The following is a 22,197-nucleotide window of genomic DNA, read 5'->3' as shown; positions in this document are numbered from 1 at the left end:
GGGTGCTGCTGTACTGGCGGCATGGGTTTGCTGACGGAGTACTTCAGGGCGCCGGGTGCCGGGGTCGTGGTGTCGTACCTGCAACGGTCGGATGCCGCGTCCCCGGTGGGCGAGTTCGACGGTGTGCGGGCCAAGGGCCTTGAGGTGTTGGTCGTGTTGGGACGGTTGGTGGCGGCGGCGTCGGGGGCGTCGTACCGCAGTGGCGAGCACGAGGCGGTGTGGCCGACGACGCCGGAGCCGACGGATTTCCCCGGGGATGGGGATCCGTGGGCGGAGGGGCCGTGGGTGTACGAGGTGGGTTTGGCGGCGCACGACGCCTTGGCGGGAGTCGCGGATCCGGGGGCGGTGGCGGCGCGGTTGGTGCTCGCGGAGGAGTTGGCGGGTTCGTCGGCTGCGGAGTGGGAGCCGGTGGTGGCCGAGTTGGCAGGGTTGGCGCGTCGGGCCCGGGCGTCGGGTGAGCGGTTGTACTGCTGGATGTGTGTGTAGTGGGTTTGGAGATGTCGTACTTCCGGGCGCCTGGGGACGCGGCGGTGCTGCGGGGGTTGGGTGATCTGGCGACGTTCCCGGATTTCGACGGGGTGGACGCGAAGTGGGCTGGTGTCGACGCGGCCCTGGACCGGTTGGTGGCGTTGGTGTTGGGGGTCGCGGAGTACGTGATCGAGGAGCGCCAGGTGTGGCCCGCGGAGCCGGCTGGGGCGGGGCCTTGTGTGTCCGAGTGGGACGCTGGTACGCGGGACGCGTTGGCCGGGTTGTCCGATGAGGACTTGCCTTCGGTGACGGCCGCGTGGATGCGTGGTGAGGAGTTGGACGACTCGGCTGATGTCGAGGTGTGGCAGCGGTGGGTGGCGGCTCTGGTGGGTGTTGCTCGTGCTGCCCGGGACTCGGGGGAGTCGTTGTACTGCTCGATCGCCTGACCTGGGCGGGTTTGGGGGGTGACCGGATCAGTCTGTCAGGGGCAGGCACTCGGCGAGCAGGTCGACGACATCGCGCCAGGCCCGCTGTGCGTGCCGTGGGTGGTAGCCGACGCCGGGGACGACGGGGTGGTCGACCGGTGGGTGGTGGAAGGCGTGCACCGCGCCGCCGTAGACCGTCAGGCGCCAGTCGACGCCAGCGGCCTGCATCTCGGCTGTGAACGCTTCTCGTTGCGCGGGCGGCATGATCGGGTCTTCCGACCCGACGCCTGCCCACACCGGGCAGCGGATGCGTGCCGTCTCGCCCGGCCGTCCCGTGGTCAGGGCGTTGACTGTGCCGATCGCGCGCAGGTCGACGCCGTCGCGCCCGAGTTCCAGCCCGATGGCGCCCCCGGTGCCGTAGCCGATGGCGGCGATCCGGTCGGGGTCGCTGCGCGGTTCGGCGCGCAGCACGTCGAGCGCCGCGTGGCCGATGGCCCGCATCCGGTCGGGGTCGGCGAGCAGCGGTAGGCACCGGGCCAGCATCTCCTCGGGGTCGCCCAGGTAGCGCCCGCCGTGCAGGTCGAAGGCCAGCGCCACGTAACCCAGCTCGGCGAGCGCGTCCGCCCTGCGGCGCTCGACGTCGCCGAGCCCCGGGCCCTCTGGTCCGAGCAGCACCGCGGGCCCGCGGCCGCCCCCGGCCGGGAGCGCGAGGTGCCCGACCATCGCCAGGCCGTCGGCCGGGTACTGGACCGTGCGCGTGGTGATCGTCGTCATGGGACCGACGGTAGTGACCGTCGAGCCTGGTCGGGTCGGGGTTCACCGCGGGCAGAACGTGGGTGCCCTTCCGAAGTGGGGTGAGTTCGCGCGGCAGCACGTGGTGGTTGGGGTATCAGTGCCGTGCTTCGTGTTGGCACCGTTGTCGCCGTGGTTGACGCCCGCGATAAGTACGGCTTGCCGAGTCACGCCACGGTGCAGTCGCTGGCGCGTGCTGTGGTGGCCAGGGCCCAGCAGGTTCAGCGGGGTGAGGCGTTTTCGGCTCTGGTGGGGGCGCTAGGCGAGGTGGTGGCGGAACCAGGTGGTGAGGTGGGTGTCGACCTCGTGGGCTTGGGGGAGTTGGGGGGCGGGGTCGATGCCGGGTTCGTCGGCGAGGGGGTGGGCGAGGTCGGGGATGGTGTGGAGTTCGGCGCGGTCGCCGAGGGTGGTGGCTAGGTGGTGGGCGTCGGCTTGGAAGGCCGGGTGGTCGAGGGCGCCGGTGATGATCAGGAGGGGGGCGGTGATGGTGTCGGTGTTGGTGGTGAAGTCGAGGCTGTCGGCGGCGGCCGCGGAGTGGGTGTCGTAGGAGTAGCCGGGGAAGAGGTCGACGACGGAGCGCATGCGGATGGCGCCGTTGACGATGGCGGCGGCGCGGACGGGGGTGTCGGTGCCGGTGAGGACGCGGAGGGCGACGGCGGCGCCGAGTGAGGCGCCGAGGATGCCGATGGGACCGTCGTCGGTGGTGAGTTGGGCGCGCAGGGCGGTCAGCGCGGCGGGGAACTCGTCGACGGCTTGCTCGACGAAGGGGTGCAGGAAGGACATCAGGGGGTCTTGGCGGGCGAGGTCGACGATGGCGTCGGTGGTGCCGTTGACCATGCGGGCCCCGCACAGGGGCATGCCGAGGTGCACGCGCCAGGCGGGGACGTCGGTCATGGGCAGTGCGGCGGCGAACGCGGCGTCGGAGCGCGGCGGGTCCATCATGTGCCAGGTGACGATCAGCGGTGCGGGGCCGCCGTGGGCGGGTGGCAGGGCGGTGAAGGGGACGTCCCCGGCGGTTCCGGTGATCGGTGGGCGCATGCGGCCACGGTAGTTGTGGGGGCGGGCGCGGGGGTCGTGGTTATGCCGCGGGCGGACGTGGGCGCCTGGAGTCGCCGGTGACCGTGTGCACCTGGGTCAGGCCTGGACCACCCGGACGTCCTGGAAGCCGCGGGCGGTGGCGACGCGGTGGGCCTCGGCCTCGATCCGGGCGTCGGTGGTCGGCGTGGTGAACGGGTCGATGGTGATGGTGAGGGTCTTGCCGGAGGTCTTGGTGCGCCAAGTGCCGGTGATCTCGCCGTCGACCAGGACGGCGCCGGGGTTGCCGATCATGCGCCACAGCTGTTTGCGGTGGGTCTCGTCGGGGACGATCAGGGCGCGGTCGCGGGTTTGCAGCCACGGGTCCAGGGGTGGCAGGAGCCGCACGAGGTCGGGGGTGGGGGCGGTGCGCAGGGCGTCGAGGTGGGCCTCGGGGAACCAGCGGCCGTCGCCGACCTCGACCAGGCCGTCGGGCCAGGCGGGTTTGACGTGGGTCTGGGTGGTGTCGAGGAACGCGGCGACCTCGGCGTGGGTGGCGGGTCCGTGCAGCCGCAGGTAGGCGTCGATGACGGGGCCCGCGCCGGTGGACTCGGTGGGGATGGGGTGTCGGTGCGGCAGGGGGCGTAGCCGGGTGGGGCGGGACTCGGCGTGCACGGTGACCCCGGCGAACAGGCCGATGATCTGGAAGAGGCTGCCGTAGACGTGGGTGGCGGCGCAGACGGTGCAGTCGTAGCCGTAGGGGGCGGGCAGGCGGGCGGTGATCTCGGTGCTGACCTGGCCGCGGGGTTTCTCGGTGTCGACGACCTCGCGCATCGCGGTGGTGGCGGCGGTGTAGGCGGTGAGTCCGGGGATCCCGGCGCGGCGCAGGGCGGTTCCGCAGGCGTTGAGGCGGGCGGTGGCGTCGGCGTCGGTGCGGGGCCACAGGGCGGTGGCGAGTGCGGGGATGTCGGTGGCGCGCAGCAGGTGGGGTGCGCCGCGGTGGGCCCAGAGGGTGGCGAAGCCCTCGAGCGGGGTGTCGGCGGGCAGGCGGGCGGCGAGGGCGACCTGGGGTGAGCGGCTGCCCGCGTCCTGGACGCCGAGGTCGAACACGGCCAGGCGCGCGGGGTCGGGTTGGTCGCGGTGCAGGCCGTGGGCGGCGACGCGGTAGGCGAGGACCTGGGCGCGGGTGATGTCCATGGTCAGTCGATCCGGATGACGTCGTGGGTGGTGACGGGGCCTGGTTGGGCGCCGCAGCTGGCGGGCCGGTCGGGTCCGGTGGCGCGTTCGGCGACGGTGACCCGCCAGCCGCGGCCGTCGACGTGGCGGACGCCGACGCGCCAGTGGCCGTCGTCGTCGAGTTCGGGGTCGCGCACGCGCAGGACGTCGGGGTGGGTGGTGTTGGTGAGGTCGCGGACGGCGAGTTCGGCGGCCTGCCCGGCGGGTGCCCAGGTGGAGCGGCCGCGGCAGCGGTCGGTGGTGACGTCGGTGGTGGCCAGCAGCGCGCGGGCGCGGTCGGCGTCGAGGTCGCCGTAGGTGTAGCCGGTGGGTAGCAGCAGCCCGGTGGGGGCGAAGCGGTGTCCCCCGATGTGGGTGCACTCCCACACGGCGTCACCGTGGGTGGCGGCGAGGTCGGCGGCGACGGGTCGGCCGAGGACGGCGCAGCACAGGTCGCGGCGGCCGTTGGTGCACACCAGCAGCACCGGCCAGGTGACCGGGTCGCCGAACCCGCCGACCTCCCCGGCGCCCGCGGCGGCGAAGTCCAAGTCGAGCAGCAGCTTGGGGTCGGCGAAGGTGTCGCGGCGCAGGAACGCGCGGCCGGGCGCGGTGTGGGCGAGGTAGACGCGGCGCGGGGTGGGGCGGTGCCGGTCGGGGTGCGGGCCGGGGCGGCGGATCAGCACGACCCGCACCCCGGTGCCCTTGGCGCGCGCGGCGAGCTCGGCGGCCAGGCCGGTGTCGAGGTGGCTCTGGGTGAGCGCGTCACGGCCCCACGGCCCCGGTTGCTCGACGCACAACCAGGTGGTGGCCGTCGCGGCACTGCCCGCGAAGGGTTCGTCGAGCGCGCGCGACACCGCGGAACACGCGGCGGCGGGCAGCGCCGGGGGAGAGGTGGCCATCGGCACAAGGCTCTCACGGCGGATACCGCCGTTCGAGTGCACCAGCCTTATCCGCCGGGTGAAGGCGTGTCGCCTGCCCTGGCCTGCTGCTGGTGAACTTCACCCGGTTCAGGGACAGAAGTTATCCACATGTGGATCTTCGGCGGGGCGCTTTCAAGATCGTCTGTCGGGGGGTGCCGGTAGAGTGGGACCTGGGACGCCCCCCGGAGTGGGTGGGGACTGGGCCGGGTCGGGACCGCGTGCGCGCGAGGCGGCATTGCGAGGGGTAAGAGGGTCGCTTCGGCTCAAGAGGGCGCTGCGGCTTAAGGGGCTCGGGGGCGGGTCTGTCGCGCCGTGCTCTGGATGGGGAGGCCGCCTGTTGATCCCGGGGTTGTCCAGGTGAGCGTCGCCTGTGTGTCTACTGTGGACCTTGGGTCTGCCTTCCTCGCCTGGTTGATCTCCCGCCGGCCGGACTTTGTCCGCGCCTCCGCCGCCGCGGACGCCCTCGGTGGCCGTGTTTCCCCTGACCAGGCAATTCCCCGTCTCGCCAGCCCTGAGATTCACCCGTTCCAGCGACAGAAGTTATCCACATCCGGATCTTCGGCGCCCTGTTCCAAGATCGACTGTCGGTGCCCCCCGATAGACTGGCACTGGGACGCCCCCCGGAGTGGGTGGGGGCTGGGCCGGGTCGGGACCGCGTGCGCGCGAGGCGGCTTTGAGTGGGGTTGGGGCGCGGTGGCGGGTAAGAGGCCAGTGCTGGGGTGAGGGCCTGGAGGCCGGCGGCGTGGCGAGGTGTCGGGTGGTTTGGTCGAAGGCGTGTGAGGTGGCTGGGACCGGGGGGCTAGTCGGTGGTGGGGGAGTTGTGGGCGGCGCGGGTGAGGCGGGCGGCGACTGAGGCAAGGCGGGTGGTGAGTTCGGGTGGGGAGTGGACCTCGAACTCGCAGCCGATGAGGGAGATCCAGATGGCGAGGCCGTCGAGGGAGTTGGAGCCCGCGCGCAGGGTGCAGGAGTGGGCGTCGAGGGGTTCGAGGACGCCGGAGGTGGGGCCGATCTGTTCGGCGGCGGCGTCCAGGGGCATGTGGAGGGTGAACACGCCCTGGTAGCGGTAGGCGGAGTTGGACAGCTTGTACGAGGTGTAGGCGGCCAGGTCCTGGTCGGGTGGGTCGCGGGGGGTGAAGCGGGGGCCGGTGGGGGTGCGGGCGGTGAGGCGGTCGACGCGGAAGGTGCGCCAGTCGTCGCGGTCGATGTCGAAGGCGACGAGGTACCAGCGGCGGCCGGTGTTGACCAGGCGCAGGGGTTCGACCTCGCGCAGGGTCTCGGAGCCGTCGCGGTCGCGGTAGTCGAAGCGCAGGCGGTGGTGGTCGCGGCAGGCGGAGGCGATGACCGACAGGGCGTCGGGGTCGACGGTGGGGCCGCGGCCCGGTAGCGGCAGCATCGCCGACTGCAGCGCGTTGACCCGGCCGCGCAGCCGCGCGGGCAGCACCTGCTCCAGCTTCGCCAGGGCCCGCACCGAGGTCTCCTCGATCCCGGCGACCGTGCCACCGGAGGCGGTGCGCAGCCCGATGGCGACCGCGACGGCCTCCTCGTCGTCGAGCAGCAGCGGCGGCAGCGCGGCCCCGGCGCCGAGCCGGTACCCGCCGGTGGTGCCGGTGGAGGCGTGCACCGGGTAGCCCAGCGAGCGGAGTTTGTCGACGTCGCGGCGCACGGTGCGGCCGGTGACGCCGAGCCGCTCGGCCAGGTCGGCGCCGGACCAGTCACGGCGGGTCTGCAGCAGCGAGAGCAGTCGCAGCAGCCGCGCGGAGGTCTCCAACATGGCCCCAGTCTCGCACCCATTGCGGACCACACCGGTCCGCAATGGTGGGTAGGTTCTGGCCCGTGACGACCCCGGTGCTCACCCGCCGCGCCCTCAACCGCGCCCTGCTCGCCCGCCAGCACCTGCTGGAGCGGGCCCCGCTCTCGCCGCTGGAGGCGATCACCCACCTGGTCGGCCTGCAGGCCCAGGCACCCAACCCGCCGTACGTCGGGCTGTGGTCGCGGTTGGCCGACTTCGCCCTCGCCGACCTGGCCGGGTTGCTCAGCGGCCGCCAGGTCGTGCGGCTGGCGTTGATGCGCTCCACCATCCACCTCGTCACCGCCACCGACGCCGACCCGCTGCGCGCGGTGCTGCAACCCGCCCTGGAGCGCGGTGTGGGCCGCGGGTTCACCGAGGCCGACGAGATCACCGCGACCGGCGCGGGCATCCTCGCCGAGGAGCCTCTTACCGCCTCCGAACTCGGTAGGCGTCTGGCCGCGAGGTGGCCCAACCACGAACCCGACCGGCTCGCCGCCGTGGTCCGCGCGCGTGCGGGGCTCGTGCAGGTACCGCCACGCGGGCTGTGGGGCTCATCGGGGCAGGCACGGCACACGACCCTGTCGGCCTGGTTGGGGGAACCGGTCGCCGCGCCGATGAGCGTCGACACGCTGGTCCGCCGCTACCTGGCCGCGTTCGGGCCCGCGAGCCCCGCCGACGCGCAGGCCTGGTCCGGTCTCACGGGTCTGCGGGAGGTGTTCGAGCGCCAACCCGACCTGCTCGCCTTCCGCGACGAGTCCGGCCGCGCCCTCTACGACCTGCCCGAGGCGCCGCGCCCGGACGAGGACACCCCGGCGCCGGTGCGGCTGGTGGCGGCGTTCGACAACCTGGTCCTGTCGCACGCCGACCGGTCGCGGGTGATCGACGACGAGCACCGCAAGCCGGTGATCATGGGCACCGGCAACGGCAACGTCCGCCCCACCGTCCTGGTCGACGGGCGGGTGGTCGGCATGTGGGGGACCCAGCGGACCAAGGGGACGGCCGTGCTGGAGGTCATCCCGTTCGGCACCCCCACCGCCCGCGACAAGCGCGCGGTGGAGGCCGAGGCGCGGCGGCTGCTCGCGGTCACCGACCCGGACGCCGAGAGCGTCGAGGTCCGCTACGCCTCCCGGTAGACGAGGGTGAACCCGTCGTGGCCCTTCTCGCCGACGGTCTGCACCGCCGTGGCCGCCACCCGCGGCTCGGCCCCGATCAGCTCGTGCATGCGGCGGGTGCCGACGACGGCGGGGGAGGTGTCGTCGGGGTCGGCGACCCGGCCGCCGCGCACCACGTTGTCCACGATGATCACCGAGCCCGGCGCGGTCAGCCGCATCGCCCACTCGAAGTAGGCCGGGTTGTTGTCCTTGTCGGCGTCGACGAACACCAGGTCGAACGGGCCGGTCAGGGTCGGCAGCGTCTCCAGGGCCGGGCCGACGAGGACCTCGACCACCCCGGCGAGCCCGGCGGCGGCGATGTTCTCCTCGGCGACGGCGGCGTGGCGCGGGTCGAACTCCAGGGTCACCACCCGACCGTCCGGCGGCAGCGCCCGCGCGAGCCAGATCGTGCTGTACCCGCCGAGGGTGCCGATCTCCAGGACCCGGCGGGCGCCGCGCACCCGGGCGATCAGGTTGAGCAGGCGGCCCTGGTTCGGGGCCACCGCGATCTCGGGCAGTCCGGCGTCGGCGGCGCGGCGCAGGGCGTCGTCGAGGACCGGGTCGGGCGGCAGCAGGGCCGAGACCAGGTAGTCGTCGACGGCGGTCCACAGCGGTTGATCAGACATGGCACCACCCTAGCCACCGCGCACCCGGCGACTCTCGACCTCGACTTGAGGTTCACTGTTGGCTGGTGAACCCTCGACCTGACGGTTACCGTCGCCGTCCGGAACCGTTGCGCCGCACCGCGGATGTCTTAGGATCGGGTGCATGTCGGACCGTGCCTGGCCCCGCACCGACGCCTCCGACGAGCTGCGCCTGCAGTGGGAGTTCCTCGCCTTCCTGCGCGCCACCGCGCTCATCAAGGCCTCCGGACTCACCCCCGCGCAGGCCATCGAGACCCCGCTGCCCGGCTCCCCGACGATGAGCGTGCTGGGTCTGCTCAAACACCTCACCGCCGTCGAGCGCCACTGGCTCACCCGCGTCGCGGGCGGCTCCGACGCGCCCCTGCTGTGGGACCCCGACGACGTCCACGCCGAATGGCGCCCGACCCCCACCGACACCCTCACCGCGGTCACCGCCGCCTACCGCGCCGAGTGGACCACCGCCGACACCGCCATGTCCGGCCTCACCCCCGACGACCCCGCCCGCGCCGACCCCACGCGCACGGTCCGCTGGACCCTCACCCACGTCATCCAGGAAACCGCCCGCCACGTGGGCCACCTCGACCTCCTCCGCGAACACCTCGACGGCACCACCGGCGAATAGCCCCGGTCCGCTCGGCGGATCACGACGACCGAGCGCGGGGACCGCGGCGGCCAGGGGAGGGAGCCGGGCCGGGGGCTAGTGCCCGGGCGTGGGCCGGAGTACGTGGCGGACGGCGGTGCGGAGCCAGTGGTGGGCGCCGTCGGTGGTGTGGCGGGGGTGCCAGGCCATGGCGATGGTCAGGGGTGGGAGGGGGAGCGGGATGTGCAGCAGGCGCAGGCCCAGGGTGTGGGCGGCGGCGCTGACCGGGGATGGGGGGTTGTCGGGCAGGGCGGTCGGGACCAGGCAGACGAGGTCGCTGGTGGCGGCCAGGGCCATGGCCGCGAGGTGGCCGGGTAGGGCGGCGACGACGCGTCGGGTGAGGCCGTGCTCGGCCAGCGCGGCGTCGAGGGGGCCGGTGAAGCGTCCCCGGCGGCTGACGGTCACGTGGTCGGCCGCGGCCAGGCCCGCCGGGGTCAGGGGTCCCTCCGTGAGCGGGTGACCGACCCGCACGGCAGCCGCCATCCGCAACGTGACCAGATCCTCCACGCGGGTCTCCGGGTCGACGTGGTCGATGGACCCGACCTCCAGGTCCACCCGCCCCTCCCGCAACGCGGGACCCGCCTCCCACTCCTCGGCCAGCACCCGCAACGACACCCCCGGCGCCTGACGCCGGGCCAGGTCCAGCAGACCCGGTGCCAACGCCGCGCCGACCACGTCCGCGGTCTGCACGGTGAACGTGCGCCGCAACCTGGCCGGGTCGACCCCGCCGCTCGGGGTCAGCAGGGCCTCCACCCGGCGCACCACCGCCGCGGCCTCCTCGCGCAGGGCCTCGGCGCGCGGCGTGGGCACCATCGCCTGCCCGGCCCGCACCAGCAGCGGGTCCTGCAACACCCGACGCAGGCGGGCCAGGGTGCGGCTCATCGCCGCGGGGGAGGTCCGCAGCCGCGCCGCGGCCCGGGTGACGCTCTGCTCGCTCAACAGGGCGTCGAGGGCCACCGCCAGATTCGCGTCCAGGCTGTTCACCGGCGTCATTCCACTTCAGGCAATGATTGGATGCTGAGGTTCCCATTGTGGCAACACCGGGCGGGTCCGCACGATGACGGGGTCCCCAGACCCGACCACACCACGAGGAACCATGATCGTCATCACCACCCCCACCGGGAACATCGGCCGACGGCTGCTGCCCCTGCTCACCGACACCACCGAGCCGCTGCGGGTCGTCGTCCGCGACCCCACCCGACTGCCCGACACCGTGCGCGACCGCGCCGAGGTCATCACCGGCTCCCACGGCGACCCCGCCACCCTCGACCGCGCCCTCACCGGCGCCGACGCCGTGTTCTGGCTGGTCCCACCGGACGGCTCCCGCACCCCCCACGAGGCCTACACCGGCTTCACCCGCCCGGCCGCCCGCGCGTTCACCACCCACGGCGTCACCCACGTCGTCGGCGTCTCCGCCCTCGGCCGCGGCACCCCACACGCGGCCCACGCCGGGCTCGTCACCGCCGCACTGGCCGTGGACGACCTCATCGCCGACACCGGCGTCGCCTACCGCGCCCTGGCCAACCCGTCCTTCTACGAGAACCTGCTCGACGAAGCCGACTCGATCCGCGAACACGGCGTCTTCACCGACACCGCCGACCCCGACCGCCCAGCCCCCATGGTCGCCGTCGCCGACATCGCCGCCACCGCGGCCGCGCTGCTGCTGGACCGCTCCTGGACCGGCGTCGACACCATCCCCGTCCTCGGCCCACGCGCCCTCTCACCCAACGACCTCGCCCGCGTCATGACCGAGGAACTCGGCCGCCCCGTCCGCTACCGCCGCGAGTCACTCGACGACCTGCGCGCCACCCTGCTCGGCCACGGCCTCGACACCGAGTTCGTCGACGCCACGGTCGACATGAAACGCGCCAAGGACAACGGCCTCGACACCGGCGCCACACCCACGGGCCACGGCACCGACTTCGCGCACTGGTGCGCCCACACCCTCAACCCCGCCATCACGGAGGCAACCGATGCCCACTGACCGCCCCGAGCCCGCCATCACCGCGTTCATGCTGGTCAAGACCACCCCCGAATGGCTGGCGATGACCGTCGCCGACCGCGTCGAGGCCTTCACCACCCAGGTCGTCCCCGTGATCGAGGCCCGCACCCGCGGCGTCCGCTCCCGCTTCTACGACACCGAGTTCTACTCCGCGCGCGTCACCGACATCTGGGTCTGGGAAGCCGACGACCACGACGCCTACCAACTGCTCATCGACGCCCTGCGCGAGACCCCGTTCTGGGACCGCTACTTCGACGTCGTCGACCTGCTCGTCGGCGTCGAGAACGGCTACGCCCGCAACTACGGCGTGGACGCGGTCACCACCATCACCACCTGACCCCATCCGGTGCCGCCACGAGTCTCGCGGCGGCACCGGGGTCGCACTAGGCCGTGTTCATCCGACCCAACACCCGCAACCCCGCCTCGGTCACCCGCACCGCCACGTCCTTGGTGCCCAACACCACCCGGAACACCACCAGCTCACGCCGCTCCAACACCGTCAACGCCTCCGCCACCCACTGCGGCACCCGCCCGGCCGGACCACCGTCCGGACCCGCCCACAGGAACCCCATCGGCACACCCCACAGACCGGAGTGGAACAACACCGCGCCCTCCGCGGCGTGCCGCAACGCGCGTGTCTCGTCCTCTGTCATCCCAGACCTCCCCAGATCCCCGCGGGCCGCGTGGTACCGATCACACGCCTTATCGGCAGGTTCGCGCGGCGGCCAAGCAATCACCACCCCTGGCCCGACCCCGACTCACCCCAGCCACCGACCCGCACCACGCGTCAACCCGTCCCGCACCACCCCGGGCGCGAACGACGCCCCCGCCGCCGCGACCGCCAACCCGGCCACCTCCGCGTCCGACAACCCGAACGCCGACCGCACCACCCCGTACTCCGCCGCCAACCCCAGACCCGTCACATCCGGCACATCGGTGTTCACCGTCACCACCACACCCGCCGCCACCAACCCCGGCAACGGGTGCCGCCGCACCGAGGACACCAACCCCAACGCCACGTTCGACGACACGCACACCTCCACCGCCACCCCCCGCTCCCGCAGCAACGCCACCACCGACGGGTCCTCCAACGCCCGGAACCCGTGCCCCACCCGCTCCGCGCCCCCGACCTCCACCGCCTCACGCACACTCGCCGCCCCAGCCGACTCACCGGCGTGGTGCACCAACCGCAACCCCGCCGCCCGCGCCTCCCGCAACACCCCCGCGAACGGCGCCAACGGAAACGCCTCGTCCCCGGCCAACCCGACCCCCACCACCTCCTCGTGGGCCAGCGCCAACTCCACGGTCCGCTCCAACCGCGCCACCGACCGCCGCCGCGAGTGGTCCAACAACACCCGCACCACGATCCCGTGCGCCCGCTGCCCCTCCCGCAAACCCGCGATCACCGCCGCCAACGGCATCCCCACATCACCGAGGCGCTCACCGTGCGACGCCGCCGTGAACGTCACCTCCGCGTACCGCGTCCCCTGCGCCGCCTCATCCGCGCAGAACTCCACCGCCAACCGGTGGAAGTCCTCCGGCGCGCGCAAACACCCGCGCAGCACCGAGTTGCGGTCCGCGAACTCCCGGAAACCCCGAAACGGCCCCCGCGACGGAACCGCCACCCCCTCGCGCGCCGCCAACTCCGCCACCAGCCCCGGCCGCGCCGTGCTCTCCAGGTGGACGTGCAAGTGCGCCTTGGGCAACCCGACCAGATCCCGCACCCGTCCAGATTAAGAGGCCCCCACCCGAGACCGCTCCCGGTTTTCCCACCCACCCGGCAACCTTTCCCCCACCACCGGGATCAAGGGGGAGTAAGGCACCACCCCACCCACCGGAAGGCGCGGAAACCACCGTGGCACTGACGTTCGCCAAGCCCGACCGCAGACTCGACATCACCGTCGACCGCACCGGCCGCCACGTCACCGTCGCCGCCGCCGGGCGCATCGACCTCGCCACCGAGACCCCCTGGCACGACCAGGTCATGCACGCCTGCACCGCCACCGACGACACCACCCGGGTCACCGTCGACCTCACCGAGGTCACCTTCCTCAGCTGGGCCAGCACCGCCGTCCTGCTCCGCGCCCACCGCGCCTGCCAACGCCGCGGCCGCACCCTGCGCGTGCTCGCCTGCGGACCCGTCCTCACCGGCCTGCACCTGACCCGCCTGCACGAGGACATCACCGTCACCCCCACCCTGCGGCCCGTCCAGACCACCCGCCCCCGCGCCTGCTCCGGCTGGCTCATCGCCTGACCGGGTGAACCCCGACTGGCAGCCCGCCGCCGACCACCGCAGGGTGGATCGGTGGACTTCCCCCAGTTGGACGCCCTGAGCGGCCAGTACGAGAGCCCCTTCGCGACCTTCCTCGCCCACACCGACCAGAGGCGCAAGGCCAACCGCTACCTCGACGACCTCACCGCGCGCCTCCCGCGCCGCGGCACGTTCATCGACGCGGGCGCGGGCACCGGGGACACCGTCGCCCACCTGGCGGGGAAGTTCGACCACACCATCGCCATCGAACCCAACCCCGCCCTGCGCGCCCACCTCGCGGGCAACGCCCCCACCGCCACCATCCTCGACGTCCCCATCCTCGCCGCCGACCCCGGCCACCAAGCCGACCTCGTCTACTGCGGCCACGTCCTCTATTACATCGACCCCGACCTCTGGCAGGACCACATCGACACCCTCAGGTCCTGGACCGCCCCCGACGGCGAGTGCGTCATCGCCCTGCAGAACCCCAACAGCGACTGCATGGTCATGCTCCGCGAGTTCGGCGGCCCGCACTACCCCCTCCCCAAGGCCACCAAGGCCGACACCACCACCATCCCCGCCTTCATCCAGACCGACGACCTCACCACCGCCCTCGACATCGCCGCCTTCATCCTCGGCCTCGCCCCCCTCCCCGTCACCCGAGACCTCGTCGAGGACTACCTCACCCACCGCTTCCGCTCCGCCAACGGCTACCTGTTCTCCTGCACCCAGGACTTCCACCACATCCGTTGACCCGGCAGGCCACGGCGCCTGGCGGACCATCGAGGCGATGAGGTGGAGGGTGGCGTGGGGGAGAAGGGTGCGCGGAGAGCCTGGACCTGTCAGTCGATGAACGCAGCCCGAAGCCATGGACATGCTGGATCGTGATGGCGTGGGTGATCATCTCGCCCGGTCAACAAGATCAACTCGGCGGGGGAGTGCCGAGTCGGTCCTGGATCGTGTTGAAGAACGTGGTCTTGGCGATCGTGTAGGCGTCGTTGCCCGAGTCGCCCGCGTGCGCGACGGTCAGGTCGCGTTTGACGGTCTCGTAGTCCCGCCGCAACTGCGGATCGGCGCGCAGCAGGTCACGGAACGCCCTCGTGTAGTGCCACCACGGGGAGCCGATCTCGCGCACGTGCAGGATCGCCCGCCGACCCGGATCAGCCGACGCGAACAGCCGCTTGTCCCACCGCGCCCCCGCGCCGACCTGGGCCCGAGGCGCGTCACGCAGCACACCAGGCGACCCCGGCGCGTGCGGCGCCACATCCACGAACCCGGCACCCGCCAACGCCTCCGCCAACCCCACCAACCCGTCCAGCGACGGCACCCCCAACTGCAGGTCCACCACCGGCTTCGCCGCCAACCCCGGCACCGACGTCGACCCGATGTGATCCCACACCAACCCCGGCGCACCCCACCGCCGAGACAGCCTGCCCACCAACCGGCCCGCCGCCACCGCCCACTCCGGATCCCACGCACTCAACCTCGGCGGACCCACCGCCGCCGCGAACCGACCCTCCGCCACGTTCCGCGCGAACGGCTCCACCCGCCCCACCCACAACGCCTCAAGCTCCTCCACCGACGACACCACCGCGTCGACATCCGGCGACCCACGCCCCCCGATCACGAACGCCGCACCCTCCACCGACCCCAGACGCGTCAGGCCCGCGCGGTCCAACTCGACCAACCTGGCGACGTCCACAGCACCCACCACAGCGATCTCCACGGCCACACCAGCCAGGATGCCCGGGGGAGCCCACCACCACACACCCGGTCCCGCACCGCCACAGGGCGTAGGGTGAGCGTCAGCCCCACATCGAGAGGGGGCACCACATGACCGATACGCCGGCCGCCAGGCCCGTACAGTCGAGTTCACCGCACGCGGACACCGCAACACCACCACCGCCTGCCACCACCGCGCCCATGACACCCGCCGCGGACCCGCTACGCCGCTCGCGCACCAGCGCCCTGTGGATCGGCGTGATCGTCTTCGCCGTCGTCCTCGTCCTGCTGCTGGTCTTCGTCCTGCAGAACACCCAACCCGTGCGGATCTCCTACCTCGGCGCCACCGGCGACATCCCGCTCGCCGTCGCCATGCTGCTCGCCACCGCCGCCGGGATCCTGCTCACCGCCGTCGCGGGCTCACTGCGCATCCGGCAACTCCGCAGACGAGTACCAGGCCGCCGCAAGCACTGACTCCCTCGCGCCCCGACCCGCGCGCGAGCCGCTGAACCGCAAACCCGGAAATGTGGAAGCACACCTTGATCTCGTTCGTCTGGTCACCCGGCCACCCGCTGCCCGCGGGCACCGGCGGTTCCGAGAACTACACCGTCGGGCAGGTCAGGGAACTGACCAGGCGCGGCATCGCGGCCCAGATCGTCACCGTCGGCCTGGGCACCGGCGACGGCAGGGCCGAGTTCACCGGCATCCCGTTCCGCGCCCTGGCCACCACCGCCGACCTCGCCGACCTCGACGGCACGGTCGTGTTCGTCAACGAGTCCAGCCCGGTCACCACGAGGAACCCGGCGTTCCTGATCCTGCACAACCCGCCACCCATCCGCGACGACAAGCGGCAGTCGGTGGTCGCGGGCACCGCCGCGCACGCCCTCATCGCCACCAGCCTCTACGCGGCCACGCTGTGGGCGGCCTACCTCGACGTCGACATCGCCACCATCAACGTCGTCTACCCCTTCGCCGAACCGGTATTCGCCGCCCAGGCGCGAACCAGGGGACCGGTGGGCAAGACCAGGGTGCTGTTCGCGGGCAGGCTCAGCCCCGAGAAGGGCGTCTACACCCTGCTGGAGACCCTGCACATCGACATCATCGAGCAGGACGTCGACCTCACCTTCACCGCGACCACCGCGGGCGCCGACAAACCGCAGGGCAGGATCATCGAGCGGCTCCTGGGCCACCACCCGGGGATCTCCGTGGTCGCCGCCCGCAAGACCCCGGCCACCATGGCCGCGCTGATGGCCGAGCACGACATCGTGGTCATGCCGTCCAACAGCCAGTACTGGCACGAGACCTTCGGCATCGTCTCCATCGAGGCCCAGCACGCGGGCTGCTGGGTCATCGCCTCCGACGACGGCGGCCTCCCGGAAACCGACTGCGGCGGCGTCGTGCTCATCGCCCCGGACAACGCCGAGGCGCTCGCGCTGGGCATCCGCGAGGTCATCGCGGGCAAGCCGTTCACCGCGGCGAGCCGACAGGACGCGGGGACCAGGTTCACCGTGGCGCAGTCGGTCGACAGCCTGCTCGCCGTGCTGGCCCGACCCCAGGCCATCCCGCCCGCGGTCATCATCAAGCAGCTGGAGGACCTCGTCCGCGCCCCGTCGGCCGAGCGGGCCCACGCCACCAAGCCGATCGCGGCCGTCTAGGAGAGGGCCCGATCAGCGCTACTTGACATAATGTAGATTATCAACCAAACACCGACCTGGGATTCCGGGCGCCGAGAGGGCCTGGACACCGGTTGCATACGTCACTGTGACGTTTCGCCGGTGATCAGCCGCGGGCATCGAGTTGCCCGCTGGTCGACCCCTGGAGCGCCCGCCGAAGACCCGAGCCGAGGCCGGGCGGCTCCAGGGGTTCGGGCGTGCCGGACGAGCGCGTGTCGACTCTGCTCCCCGGGTTTCGCGTTCGCCGCTTCCCCAGGCTCTCGAACACCTGTTTGATGGATAACCGCGATTATCCATGCGATGTCGGGACTGTCGGAGTGATCCGGTAAGCACACGGGGTGATGTTGATCGAGGCGCAGGACGCCTTCTTCCTCGCTCGCCGGTCCAGGAAGGACTCGCCGCACACCACCGTGGCCTACAAACGGGACCTGGCCGGGGTCAGCGCCCTGGTGGCCGAGGCCGTGGGCAAGGACGTGCCGCAGGTGGCGCTCGACGAGGTGAACGCGAAGGTCCTGCGGGAGGCGTTCGGCAAGTTCGCCGACACCCACGCCAAGAGCTCGGTGGCGCGCGCCTGGTCGACGTGGAACCAGTTCTTCCAGTTCTGCGTGGCCGACGAGGTGGTGTTCGGCAACCCGATGGGCGCGATCGGCCGCCCGCGACCCGCTCCTCTCTCCCCCAAGCCGCTGCGCGGTGAGCAGACCCCGGAACAGCTGCTGCAAGCCGTGGCCGGTGGCGCGCGGCGGGCCCGGGCGCCGTGGCCGGAGCGGGACCTGCTGGTGCTGGCGTTGGGGCTGGTGGCGGGCCTGCGGGCCTCGGAGATGCGCGCGTTGAAGCGGTCGTCGGTGGTGGGGCGGCCCGGTGAGCGGCGGCTGTTCGTGCACGGCAAGGCGAACCGGGAGCGGTCGATCCCGATCGAGGTGCCGTTGGAGCGGGTGATCGAGGCGTACCTGGTGTCGGTCGACCTGCGGTTCCCGGTGGCGCGCTTCGGTGACGAGTCGCCGTTGGTGCTGGGCTCCGATGGCGCCGGTATCGGCCGGGGCGCGCTGGATTACCTGGTGAAGGCGTGTTTCCGGGCGGCGGGCATGCGGGACCGGGTCCCGGCGGGGGCGAACCTGCACGCGTTGCGGCACACGTTCGCGACACGGTTGGCCGAGGACGGGGCGAACGCGGTGGAGATCATGGTGCTGCTGGGGCACGCGAGCCTGAACACCAGCCAGAACTACATCGACGCGACCGGGGCGCAGCGGCGGGCGGCGGCGGCGAGCAACCGCACGTACCGGGCGCTGGCCGGGTTGACGGCGACCGACGACGATGACTCAGCTCCCCCGGTGCCCGGCCGATGAGGTGATCACCTGCGTCCGCGGGTCGGTGGAGATGGGGCTGGGTCATGGGGTTTCTCGACGACCGTTCGGTTCGGGTGAAGGTCTTGGCCGTGGTGGCGGTCGCGTCGGTGGGGATCGTGGCCGCGGCGGTGGCCGCCCAGGGGTCCATGGGCACGATGGACGAGAGCGTGGTGGCGCTGGCCGAGCGCGGTACGGCGGCCGGTCAGCAACTGGCGCTGGTGCGCGAGTTCGAGACCGAGGTCCGGATGGACCTGGTGGCGTTGGTGTCCGCTCCCCCGGCCCAGCGGGCGGTGTGGGAGAAGTCCGTGACCGACGACGAGGCCGGGGTGGACGCCGCGGTGGCCCGGTACGGGTCGTTGGTGGGTGGCTCGTCGGACCTGGCGCCGTTCGTGGCCGCGTGGGGTCGGGTGCGGTCGCAGTACGCGCAGGTGTTGCTGCCCGCGGCTCGTGCTGGGGACGCTGCGGCGTGGTGGGCGGCGTACGACGGTCAGGTGGCGTCGTCGGTGGAGCAGGCGTCGAAGGCGTTGGACCAGTTGGAGGCGCGTCGGGGCGCGGACAACGCGGCGTGGCGGGTGGCGTCGGAGGACGCGTACTCGTCGGGTCGGGTGGTGACGTTGTTGGTGGCGGTGTTGGCGTTGATCGCGGCGTTGGGGCTGGGGTTGGTGGTGACGCGGCGGATCGTGGTGCCGTTGGGTCGGGTGGCGGAGGTGTTGCGGTCGTTCGCCCGGGGGGATCTGACGGCGCGGGTGGTGGTGTCGGGTCGTGACGAGTTGGGGGTGATGGCGGAGACGGTGAACGAGGCGGTGGGGGCTGTCGGGGAGACGTTGGGTGAGATCGAGCGGTCGGCGTCGGAGCTGCGGGGCGCGTCGGGTCGGGTGGCGGCGGCGAGTGGTCGGATGGCGAAGGACGCGGAGAGTGGTCGGGTCCGGTCGGGTGAGGTGACCGGGTCGGCGGCGTCGGTGACGCGCAACGTGCAGTCGGTGGCAGCGGGGTCGGAGCAGATGAGCTCGGCGGTGGGGGCGATCGCGCAGAGCGCTGGGCACGCGGTGCGGGTGGTGGAGCGCGCGGTGGTGGCGGCGCGGGGGACGTCGGAGACGATCAGCCGGTTGGGGGCGTCGAGCGAGGAGATCGGGGCGGTGGTGAAGGCGATCTCGACGATCGCGGGCCAGACGAACCTGCTGGCGTTGAACGCGACGATCGAGGCGGCGCGCGCTGGGGAGGCCGGTAAGGGGTTCGCGGTGGTGGCCGGTGAGGTGAAGGACCTGGCGCAGGCCACGGCGCGGGCGACGGAGGACATCTCGCGGCGGGTGGAGGCGATCCAGGCGGACACGGGCGCGGCGGTGGCGGCGATCACGGAGATCAACGGGATCATCGCCGAGGTCAACGACCACCAGCTGACGATCGCGGCGGCGGTGGAGCAGCAGGAGGCCACGACCGGTGAGATGAACCGGAGCCTGGCCGCAGCGGCGGAGGGGTCCTCGGAGATCTCGGTGCACATCCGTGAGGTGTCGGCGGTGGCGGAGTCGGTGGCGGAGGGTGCCGGGGAGACTAAGGGGGCGGCTCGGGAGCTGTCGCTGTTGTCGGCGCGGTTGAACGGGTTGGTGTCGCGGTTCCGGGCGGAGTAGATCCGGTCGGAGTGGGCAGCGGGTCGGGTCAGTATGCGCGGATGATGGTGCCGGTGGTGTTGTCCTCGACGCAGCGCAGGTAGTGGTCGACGAGGTCGGGCATGGGGATCGGGCGCAGGCCGGGGAAATGCCTGCCGAGGTCGGTCCCGCCGTCCTCGACGGGGGTGGGGTCGTCGACGAGGGTGGGGCTGACCACGGTGATCCGCATGCGTCGGGGCAGTTCGATCGCGGCCGAGAGGGCGAAGCTGTGCAGGGCGCCGCTGATGACGCCGCCGCCGGTGACGTGTGGCCACGGGTGGTCGGCGAAGATCCCGGAGGTCAGGGTGAAGGAGGCGCCGTCGGCGCAGTGGTGCTGGCCAGTGAGGACCAACGCGACCTGTCCGTAGAACTTGGCGCGCAGGTTCTCGTGCAGTCGGTCCGAGGTCAGCGTTGTGAACTCGTCGAGCGCGCCGTGGGCGGCGACGCTGATGACGCTGTCGGCGGCTGTGACCTGGCGGTACATGGCCTCGATGGTGGCCGGTGCGGTCAGGTCGACGTGGATGTCGCCTGAGGTGCGGGCGGCGGTGACGACGTCGTGGCCGCGGGATCGCAGTGCGGGCACGAGCCGTCGTCCGATGGTGCCCGTGCCGCCGACGACGATGACCTTCATCGGGTGCTCGCCCGGTCGAGGGTCCGCGCCATCCGGGTGAGCGCGTCGGCGTCGGGTGTGCCGGGGTGGGCGTGGAACAGTCCGATCCGCTGGTCGTCGTCGGGCAGGGTGAGGGTCTCGTTCGCCAGGGTCAGTCGCCCGATCACGGGGTGGTCGAGTTCGCGCAGGTGGTGGGAGCAGGTTCGGATGGGGCGGCGTGCCCACAGGTGTGCGAACTCGTGGCTGTCGGCGGTGAGGTTGTCGATGAGGTGGTGCAGTCGTGGGTCGTTCGGGTGTCGTGCGGCGGCTTGGTGCAGGGCCGCGACGGTGACGTGTGCTTTGGCGTGCCAGTCGCGGTAGAGGGCGCGGTGGTCCGCGTCGAGGAACAGCATGCGGGCGAGGTTGGGGCGGGTCGGGTGGTCCGGGGCGTCGGGGTGGAGGTGGCCCGCGAGCAAGGCGTGGCCGAGTGGGTTCCACGCCAGGACGTCGGCGCGGTGGTCGATGACGACGGCGGGTGTCGTGGCCAGGGTGGTGAGCAGGTGGCGCACGGAGGGCCTGGGGGTGCTGGTGCCGGGGTGTGGTCGGGTTGGTCGGGTGGGGGTGGCGAGGACTCGCAGGTGGTCGTGTTCGGCCGGGTCGAGGCGCAGGGCGGTGGCGAGTGCGTCGATGACCGCGGCGGAGGCGTTGCCGCTGGTGCCCTGTTCGAGTCGGGTGTAGTAGCCGACGCTGACCCCGGCGAGTTCCTCCCTGCGCAGCCCGGGGACTCGGCGGTGGGTGGTGCCGGGTGTGATGCCCGCGGCGGCGGGGGTCAGGCGTTGGCGCCTGCTGCGGAGGAATCCGCCGAGGTCGGTGGTGGCCATGGGGCCATCGTCGTGCCGGGGGCTCGGTGGTGCCTGCCCCGGTCAGGGATACCTTCGCCGGTCTGCCGGGGGCATGGCTCGGATGTGGGGGCGGTTTAGGCTGCGGGGGTGGTCAGGCGCAAGCTCGTGTCCCCTCTCCCCCAGCGGCATGGTCTTGACGCGGCCAAGGTGCGGTTCCCGCTGGAGGGGGTGTGGGGAACGGCGCTGGAGCACCTGGTGGAGCGGTTGCCGCGGGTGGAGCCGGGGCGGATCGAGGCGATGCTGCGGGAGGGGCGGATCGTCGGGGTCGACGGGCCGTTGGGGGTGGGGGCGCCGTTCGTGCCGGGGGCGGTGGTGTGGTTTCACCGGGATCTGCCGGTGGAGGTGCCGGTGCCGTTCGAGGTGTCGGTGGTGCACCGCGACGAGGACATCGTAGTGGTGGACAAGCCGCACTTCCTGGCGTCGATCCCGCGGGGCAAGCACATCGTGGAGACGGCGCTGGTGCGGTTGCGGCGGCAGTTGGGGATCCCGACCCTGTCCCCCGCGCACCGGCTGGACCGGGTGACGGCGGGGTTGCTGCTGTTCGTGGTGCGGCCCGAGGCGCGGGGCCGGTACCAGACGATGTTCCGGGACCGGCTGGTGTCGAAGGAGTACGAGGCGGTCGCGCCGGTGGGGGCCGGGTTCCCGGTGACGGTGCGGTCGCGGATCGTGAAGGAGCGCGGGGTGATCCGGGCGTTCGAGGTGGACGGTGAGCCCAACGCCGAGACCCGGGTCGAGCTGCTGGAGCAGCGCGGCGAGGTGGGGCGGTACCGGTTGGTGCCGGTCACGGGCCGGACGCACCAGCTGCGGCTGCACATGGCGGGGCTGGGGGTGCCGATCCTGGGTGACGACTTCTACCCGGAACTGCGGGACAAGGCGCTCGACGACTTCACGCGGCCGTTGCAGCTGTTGGCGCGGGTGCTGGAGTTCCCGGACCCGGTGACGGGGGTGCGGCGGCGGTTCGAGAGCGGGCTGCGGCTGGCGGCGTGGGCGTCGCCGGAGTCCTGGTAGAACCGG

At 72.5% G+C, this 22,197-nt stretch carries 25 protein-coding genes; 13 read left to right on the top strand and 12 right to left on the bottom strand.

The genetic code is table 11. From position 1 onward, the window contains the following. Nucleotides 1-21: 21 nt before the first annotated feature. Nucleotides 22-486 (top strand): hypothetical protein, encoded by a 465-nt coding sequence (locus BMY07_RS35995; RefSeq protein WP_092785853.1) that lies wholly within the window; start codon nt 22-24, stop codon nt 484-486. Between the two features lie 11 nt (nt 487-497). Next, nucleotides 498-914, top strand: coding sequence for a hypothetical protein (locus tag BMY07_RS29540; RefSeq protein ID WP_143073709.1), 417 nt, complete (start codon nt 498-500; stop codon nt 912-914). Nucleotides 915-941: 27 nt separating this feature from the next. Here the strand turns inward: BMY07_RS29540 and BMY07_RS29535 are convergent, their stop codons facing one another. From BMY07_RS29535 to BMY07_RS29515, 5 genes are all read right to left on the bottom strand, one after another. Next, complete coding sequence (locus tag BMY07_RS29535; RefSeq protein ID WP_092785849.1) at nt 942-1,667, bottom strand: dienelactone hydrolase family protein; 726 nt, start codon at nt 1,665-1,667, stop codon at nt 942-944. A gap of 276 nt (nt 1,668-1,943) precedes the next feature. Beyond that, nucleotides 1,944-2,723, bottom strand: a complete 780-nt coding sequence (locus BMY07_RS29530) for an alpha/beta hydrolase family protein (RefSeq protein ID WP_092785847.1) — start codon at nt 2,721-2,723, stop codon at nt 1,944-1,946. 96 nt (nt 2,724-2,819) lie between these two features. After that, nucleotides 2,820-3,896 (bottom strand): DNA glycosylase AlkZ-like family protein, encoded by a 1,077-nt coding sequence (locus tag BMY07_RS29525; RefSeq protein WP_092785844.1) that lies wholly within the window; start codon nt 3,894-3,896, stop codon nt 2,820-2,822. A 2-nt stretch (nt 3,897-3,898) separates the two neighbouring features. Next, nucleotides 3,899-4,813, bottom strand: a complete 915-nt coding sequence (locus BMY07_RS29520; RefSeq protein WP_092785943.1) for a ferredoxin family protein — start codon at nt 4,811-4,813, stop codon at nt 3,899-3,901. Between the two features lie 820 nt (nt 4,814-5,633). Next, the gene (locus BMY07_RS29515) at nt 5,634-6,605 is read right to left on the bottom strand and encodes a helix-turn-helix transcriptional regulator (RefSeq protein ID WP_092785842.1); all 972 of its coding nucleotides are present in this window, start codon (nt 6,603-6,605) and stop codon (nt 5,634-5,636) included. 62 nt (nt 6,606-6,667) lie between these two features. Here BMY07_RS29515 and BMY07_RS29510 point away from each other — a divergent pair, with 62 nt between their 5' ends. After that, entirely contained in the window at nt 6,668-7,756 is a 1,089-nt protein-coding gene (locus BMY07_RS29510; protein WP_245782731.1) for a winged helix DNA-binding domain-containing protein, read from the top strand. Here the strand turns inward: BMY07_RS29510 and BMY07_RS29505 are convergent. Then, nucleotides 7,741-8,400 (bottom strand): O-methyltransferase, encoded by a 660-nt coding sequence (locus BMY07_RS29505; protein ID WP_092785838.1) that lies wholly within the window; start codon nt 8,398-8,400, stop codon nt 7,741-7,743. The genes BMY07_RS29510 and BMY07_RS29505 overlap by 16 nt on opposite strands. Nucleotides 8,401-8,542: 142 nt before the next feature. Between BMY07_RS29505 and BMY07_RS29500 the strand changes: the two genes are divergently transcribed. Next, a complete protein-coding gene (locus BMY07_RS29500; protein WP_092785836.1) occupies nt 8,543-9,040 on the top strand; it encodes a DinB family protein in 498 nt (165 codons plus the stop codon). A gap of 75 nt (nt 9,041-9,115) precedes the next feature. Here the strand turns inward: BMY07_RS29500 and BMY07_RS29495 are convergent, their stop codons facing one another. Next, the gene (locus tag BMY07_RS29495) at nt 9,116-10,051 is read right to left on the bottom strand and encodes a LysR family transcriptional regulator (RefSeq protein ID WP_092785834.1); all 936 of its coding nucleotides are present in this window, start codon (nt 10,049-10,051) and stop codon (nt 9,116-9,118) included. 103 nt (nt 10,052-10,154) lie between these two features. Between BMY07_RS29495 and BMY07_RS29490 the strand changes: the two genes are divergently transcribed. Then, the gene (locus BMY07_RS29490) at nt 10,155-11,042 is read left to right on the top strand and encodes an NAD(P)H-binding protein (RefSeq protein WP_092785832.1); all 888 of its coding nucleotides are present in this window, start codon (nt 10,155-10,157) and stop codon (nt 11,040-11,042) included. Then, a complete protein-coding gene (locus tag BMY07_RS29485; protein ID WP_092785830.1) occupies nt 11,032-11,397 on the top strand; it encodes a darcynin family protein in 366 nt (121 codons plus the stop codon). Before BMY07_RS29490 ends, BMY07_RS29485 begins: the two co-directional genes overlap by 11 nt. Before the next feature lie 46 nt (nt 11,398-11,443). Here BMY07_RS29485 and BMY07_RS29480 read toward each other — a convergent pair whose 3' ends face one another. After that, entirely contained in the window at nt 11,444-11,713 is a 270-nt protein-coding gene (locus BMY07_RS29480) for a hypothetical protein (RefSeq protein ID WP_092785828.1), read from the bottom strand. Nucleotides 11,714-11,818: 105 nt separating this feature from the next. Beyond that, nucleotides 11,819-12,784: an adenosine deaminase gene (gene add, locus BMY07_RS29475; RefSeq protein ID WP_092785826.1), complete on the bottom strand. Its 966-nt coding sequence runs from the start codon at nt 12,782-12,784 to the stop codon at nt 11,819-11,821. A gap of 131 nt (nt 12,785-12,915) precedes the next feature. Here add and BMY07_RS29470 point away from each other — a divergent pair, with 131 nt between their 5' ends. Both BMY07_RS29470 and BMY07_RS35990 read left to right on the top strand, forming a co-directional pair. Continuing rightward, nucleotides 12,916-13,314: an STAS domain-containing protein gene (locus BMY07_RS29470; RefSeq protein WP_177215875.1), complete on the top strand. Its 399-nt coding sequence runs from the start codon at nt 12,916-12,918 to the stop codon at nt 13,312-13,314. A gap of 51 nt (nt 13,315-13,365) precedes the next feature. Next, nucleotides 13,366-14,064 (top strand): class I SAM-dependent methyltransferase, encoded by a 699-nt coding sequence (locus BMY07_RS35990; protein ID WP_092785822.1) that lies wholly within the window; start codon nt 13,366-13,368, stop codon nt 14,062-14,064. 169 nt (nt 14,065-14,233) lie between these two features. Here BMY07_RS35990 and BMY07_RS29460 read toward each other — a convergent pair whose 3' ends face one another. Continuing rightward, nucleotides 14,234-15,043: a GrpB family protein gene (locus BMY07_RS29460; RefSeq protein ID WP_177215874.1), complete on the bottom strand. Its 810-nt coding sequence runs from the start codon at nt 15,041-15,043 to the stop codon at nt 14,234-14,236. A 191-nt stretch (nt 15,044-15,234) separates the two neighbouring features. Between BMY07_RS29460 and BMY07_RS29455 the strand changes: the two genes are divergently transcribed. The 4 genes from BMY07_RS29455 (at nt 15,235) to BMY07_RS35985 (ending at nt 19,674) form a co-directional block, all read left to right on the top strand. Continuing rightward, complete coding sequence (locus BMY07_RS29455) at nt 15,235-15,507, top strand: LapA family protein (protein ID WP_092785818.1); 273 nt, start codon at nt 15,235-15,237, stop codon at nt 15,505-15,507. A gap of 65 nt (nt 15,508-15,572) precedes the next feature. Then, nucleotides 15,573-16,688, top strand: a complete 1,116-nt coding sequence (locus BMY07_RS29450; protein ID WP_177215873.1) for a glycosyltransferase family 4 protein — start codon at nt 15,573-15,575, stop codon at nt 16,686-16,688. Between the two features lie 359 nt (nt 16,689-17,047). Further along, entirely contained in the window at nt 17,048-18,049 is a 1,002-nt protein-coding gene (locus BMY07_RS29445; protein ID WP_092785814.1) for a tyrosine-type recombinase/integrase, read from the top strand. Between the two features lie 44 nt (nt 18,050-18,093). After that, nucleotides 18,094-19,674 carry a methyl-accepting chemotaxis protein gene (locus tag BMY07_RS35985; RefSeq protein ID WP_092785812.1) on the top strand — a complete coding sequence of 527 codons (1,581 nt, stop codon included), beginning with the start codon at nt 18,094-18,096 and terminating at the stop codon, nt 19,672-19,674. 28 nt (nt 19,675-19,702) lie between these two features. On the opposite strand, the gene BMY07_RS29435 is transcribed toward BMY07_RS35985, so the two are convergent. Both BMY07_RS29435 and BMY07_RS29430 read right to left on the bottom strand, forming a co-directional pair. Further along, the gene (locus BMY07_RS29435; RefSeq protein ID WP_092785810.1) at nt 19,703-20,323 is read right to left on the bottom strand and encodes a short chain dehydrogenase; all 621 of its coding nucleotides are present in this window, start codon (nt 20,321-20,323) and stop codon (nt 19,703-19,705) included. Beyond that, a complete protein-coding gene (locus BMY07_RS29430) occupies nt 20,320-21,162 on the bottom strand; it encodes a helix-turn-helix transcriptional regulator (RefSeq protein WP_092785808.1) in 843 nt (280 codons plus the stop codon). The genes BMY07_RS29435 and BMY07_RS29430 overlap by 4 nt, the downstream gene beginning before the upstream one ends. Before the next feature lie 108 nt (nt 21,163-21,270). Here BMY07_RS29430 and BMY07_RS29425 point away from each other — a divergent pair, with 108 nt between their 5' ends. After that, nucleotides 21,271-22,191, top strand: a complete 921-nt coding sequence (locus BMY07_RS29425) for an RluA family pseudouridine synthase (RefSeq protein ID WP_218150828.1) — start codon at nt 21,271-21,273, stop codon at nt 22,189-22,191. Nucleotides 22,192-22,197 lie beyond the last annotated feature (6 nt).

The organism is Actinokineospora terrae (assembly GCF_900111175.1).
Lineage (GTDB): Bacteria > Actinomycetota > Actinomycetes > Mycobacteriales > Pseudonocardiaceae > Actinokineospora > Actinokineospora terrae.
This window is presented reverse-complemented; position numbering and strand designations above follow the sequence as displayed.